The sequence below is a fragment of the Enterovibrio norvegicus genome (assembly GCF_002876705.1).
Lineage (GTDB): Bacteria > Pseudomonadota > Gammaproteobacteria > Enterobacterales > Vibrionaceae > Enterovibrio > Enterovibrio norvegicus_B.
This window is the reverse complement of record NZ_MDAG01000013.1, coordinates 1-4,053: the sequence shown is the minus strand read 5'-3', so window position 1 is coordinate 4,053 and position 4,053 is coordinate 1. Positions and strand designations below refer to the sequence as shown.

The 4,053-nt window shown below is 40.4% G+C and carries 6 protein-coding genes; 5 read left to right on the top strand and 1 reads right to left on the bottom strand.

Annotated features, from left to right (window positions below; all coding sequences use genetic code 11):
* Nucleotides 1-515: 515 nt before the first annotated feature.
* From BCT27_RS07645 to BCT27_RS07625, 5 genes are all read left to right on the top strand, one after another.
* A complete protein-coding gene (locus BCT27_RS07645; protein WP_102395463.1) occupies nucleotides 516-980 on the top strand; it encodes a hypothetical protein in 465 nt (154 codons plus the stop codon).
* A gap of 121 nt (nucleotides 981-1,101) precedes the next feature.
* Nucleotides 1,102-1,458, top strand: a complete 357-nt coding sequence (locus BCT27_RS07640) for a hypothetical protein (RefSeq protein ID WP_102395462.1) — start codon at nucleotides 1,102-1,104, stop codon at nucleotides 1,456-1,458.
* A 137-nt stretch (nucleotides 1,459-1,595) separates the two neighbouring features.
* Complete coding sequence (locus BCT27_RS07635) at nucleotides 1,596-2,177, top strand: hypothetical protein (RefSeq protein ID WP_102395461.1); 582 nt, start codon at nucleotides 1,596-1,598, stop codon at nucleotides 2,175-2,177.
* A gap of 140 nt (nucleotides 2,178-2,317) precedes the next feature.
* The gene (locus BCT27_RS07630; RefSeq protein ID WP_102395460.1) at nucleotides 2,318-2,728 is read left to right on the top strand and encodes a hypothetical protein; all 411 of its coding nucleotides are present in this window, start codon (nucleotides 2,318-2,320) and stop codon (nucleotides 2,726-2,728) included.
* 134 nt (nucleotides 2,729-2,862) lie between these two features.
* Nucleotides 2,863-3,573 (top strand): suppressor of fused domain protein, encoded by a 711-nt coding sequence (locus tag BCT27_RS07625; RefSeq protein WP_102395459.1) that lies wholly within the window; start codon nucleotides 2,863-2,865, stop codon nucleotides 3,571-3,573.
* A gap of 167 nt (nucleotides 3,574-3,740) precedes the next feature.
* On the opposite strand, the gene BCT27_RS25635 is transcribed toward BCT27_RS07625, so the two are convergent.
* A complete protein-coding gene (locus BCT27_RS25635; RefSeq protein ID WP_017013376.1) occupies nucleotides 3,741-3,896 on the bottom strand; it encodes a hypothetical protein in 156 nt (51 codons plus the stop codon).
* Nucleotides 3,897-4,053 lie beyond the last annotated feature (157 nt).

The window sequence follows — 4,053 nt, the reverse complement described above, 5'->3', positions numbered from 1 at the left end:
GCAGCTTTATAACAAAGGTTTTCAAGGCGGACGCAAACATCTCCGCAAATTTTTTGTATCAACTTATGGTGTTTACGGTGGCTTTCTTGCGTGAAGTGAATGTTTTACGCCCTTTAAAACGACGTTATCCGTCAATTCTTCACATTGTTTAGTTTGCGATGTTTGGTTAGCTATCTCCTCTCTTCGTTGCAGGCTGTTTAAACCCAACAGTTTCATCAAACTAATCCCAAACTCAACGCAAAATCATATGCCTATCTTTGCTAAGTTAAATTCAACGCTTGTGGTTTTATCGAGTGATTTTGTCTTTTAGGCCGTAGTTGAACTCACAAAATGGTTCGTTCGTTGGGTGTTAGCGGCAAAGCCGCGATAGTATGAATATTCAGCGGCTAACAAGGTCATGAACGGGACACCTTGCCAATCTCGAAGCGCTTAGAAAGCAGCGTGAATACATGGGTTTGGTCAGGTTTAGTGCGGGCAAGTGCCCGTTATCACAGCGTTAGGTGCCTAGAGGGTGTATGGAAGAACTAAGATTAGAATGGGAACCGAAGAGCAAAGTGTCTCTAGATGAACTCGAAGAAAAATTTCAGTATTATGCAAATGATCTCAAAACAAGTTTATCGATATTAAAAAACGGGACGGTTCTATTCGTTAAGGATAGTGATAACAACGAACTCGACGCCCAAAAATGTATGCTGGAAGCTAAGTTTCTCATTGACTTTCGAACAGTCGAACTCAAGCGAGGAGGTTGGCTAGTTGGCTTGCATAATGCTGTAGCTGTTTTCGTCAGTGAATCTGAATATAGTAGCGTTAAAAAAGAAATTATCGAAAGACAATCGGAACTAAAGTTTCCTAAAGAGGAATTTATAGGTGGCTCTGGTGATTTAGATGAGCACTTAATCGGCTTGTACGCTCGTGGCAAACTACAATACGATGCCCATAATTTCGCGTTCTACAAACGAATTGAAGCACGCGGCACCTAACAAGCCAATCAAGTCGGACGCCTAACAGTTGGCTGCGTTCACTTCGTTCACAATTTTAGCCAACTATTATTCGCCGCTTATTGGGGCGTTAGGCTCTATTGAGAATTAGGAAGTAATGTAAATGTACGAACCATTGTATGTATTTCATTTAGAGAGGGTGGATATATCTCAACTTGAGAAATACCTATTCTGGAGCAGGGACTGGAAATTAGAAGACGAACTAGAATTCTTCATAAATCCAGACTTTGTCGAGCCTGCCAAGGATATAGATTACATTCTTGATTACATCGAGACTGAAGAAGAGAAAGCTCTATTCAAATCAAAATGCCCAGAGCAGCCATTTCAATTTATATTAATTCCTAAAGGTAATGGTATCTGGGGCGATAAACGAAATGAAGATGACGAGTCAGGCGTTTATAGAGATCCTGAATCAACAGACATAATCGAATACTTAGGCTTATATAATGGCAAAGCCTAACAAGCGCCTGCAATCTGACCTACGGCCATTGTCACCTTTGTGCAAAAAACCGCAGAAAAGGCGCCAGTAGCCTCCGGCAGTTGAGGCGGGCGTTAGGCACATATAGCTTCATTTGATTACTAATTTGGGAATTTACAATGAGAGATTTAAAAAATATTGTTGCGGCTGTTAAAGAGTATTCAGATGAGACCATAGATGAAGTTTCAGAAATGTCCGAAGAGATTATAGACGAAGAGCTGATTATCGTTGACTGGCGAGAGTATGATGATGCAATAGTAGAAATGATCGCTGAAAAGGTTGGTAGCACAGATCAAATGTCGGCTGAATTATTAGATGAAGAACTTTGGGTATGTTTTAACGATGAACGATATAAACTTCCGTTAACAATGAGTGGTCACGATCGCTATGTAACAATCTCTTCATTAGCTTGGTTACTACGTGAAAAGTATGATTTTTGGTTGATGGCAACCAATATTGAAGACGATACCCACCAGATTCTTATTACCTCAAAGGTCGAATCAGAGAAATTAAGCAAAGAATACAAAGAGTTCGTTAAAAATCAATTAGTCCAATTACAGATCGGGTTTGACTATTTTAATTGCGTAGATATCCCATATCTTGAGAATGAAAACAATGCAACTATCGTTTTGCCTGATCACAAAGAACAGGTGGTAGCTACAGCTGAGTTAGAGAAAAAGCCATGGTGGAAATTATGGTAGTGGGTAATTTGTTTTCAAATGCTTAACAAAGCCTTTAAACGGAACAAAACAATTGGCTTTTTTTCATGCCTCAACAAGTGTAGCCAACTATTTTTTTCCGCTTAAGGCGGCGTTAGCTGACACCAAGCAAAGGAGAAAGCATGCTGCTTGAGTTCATTTTTCATGATAAGCGCGTTGTCATAGAGAATGATGGGGATTCGGTTTGGGCGTACCTAGTGGGCCTGGAAGAACTCAAACCGAAAACCGATGTATATGTATGCAGTGCATCACCTTTAGAACCACAGTTTGACAACACACACTTATCACACGGGAATCCTCCCAAACTATATGATAAATACGCATCTGCTTTGGCGTATCAAAGTAACCTCAAAAAGATAGACTTTGAGGTAGTTGAATCAATCATCGGTGATGCTTACTGTATTCATGTTCGAGATATTCCTTTCGCAATTCTCTCTCTTGATTCGAACAATCGCTTTTCCAAAGCTATTTCATCAAACTGTGGCTTTGGCTCCCCTTGGAATGAAGAACGGTATAGGCGAATATTCAGCTAACAAGGGCTTAAAGGGGACTAAAAACACTCGGTCAATTTTAGTCTTTTCAAATTTTGGCGCTTAAGGTAGCTGTTTCGCGTGAGTCGTGTGTTTTCAGTCCCTTAAGCCGACGTTAGCTCTCAAATGGAAATATAATGAGTACTGAAATATACGATAAAACAAACGATGTACGTGATGTTCTTTTCAGTTCAATGGGAAAAGTCGACACCGATGTAATCGCTCATCTTATCAACCCAGCTTTTATGGGTGGCCCGCAATGGCCGACTTTAAGGCAGGCGTTTAGTATAATTAGAACTGATGACAGTATTAAGGTTGTAAGTACAGGGCTATCAGATCCATTCGATGATGTTGAAGAACCGAATAACGGATTTAAAATAGAAATAATTGCCGAGACAACAGAAGATTTAGGTGATGATATTTCGAGTAGTTGGCTGTTTAAATTAGTTTATTCGATTTCACGTCAAGCTGCACATAATGGAAAAATGGCGGAGTTCATAGCAAATCATGGTGTTATCACCATGGAGCTTTTTGCTGAAGACGATGGCTTAGACGAATTTCAAAATGAAAACGGAATGGTCGGAGTAATGATTGGTGTAGAACACCCAGATATCCCGAAGATTGTTCAGTTCCCAGCAGAAGAAATAATACTTGCGACGGTACAAATTCTAACTCCAGATGAGCTTGAGTATGCAGTAGAATATCGAGCCGAAGGCCGCAATCATTTACATGAACTCATGAAAAAATCGGGGATTTATCATTACATAATACCTAATCGACAATCATTGCTTAAAGGTGTTAACCCAAGTAGCGCAAGCCCTTGGTGGAAGTTCTGGGATAAGAGCTAACAAGTTTGTGGACAGCACTTAATCTCAGTGAAACTGCTAACAATTGCGTTATCCGTCAATTCTTTTCAGTGTTTAGTTTGCGATGTTTGGCTAGCTAATTCCTCTCTTTGTCGCAGGCTGTTTAATCTCAAAAGGCTCATCAAACTAATCCCATACTCGATGCAAAATCATGTGGCTATCTTTGCTAAGTTGAATTCAACGCCTGTGGTTTTATCGAGCGATTTTATCTTTAAGGCGTCAGTTGAATTCACAAAACGGCGCGTTCGTTGGGTGTTGGCGGCGAAGCCGCGATAGTATGAATGTTCAGCGGCTAACAAGGTCATGAACGGGACACCTTGCCAATCTCGAAGCGCTTAGAAAGTGGCGTGAATACATTGGTTTGGTCGGGTTTAGTGCGGGCAAGTTCCCGTTATCACAACGTTAAGCATCATGAGATATTAATTGTTATGAATCAGGCTCCATCATACGAAGAACTAAAAG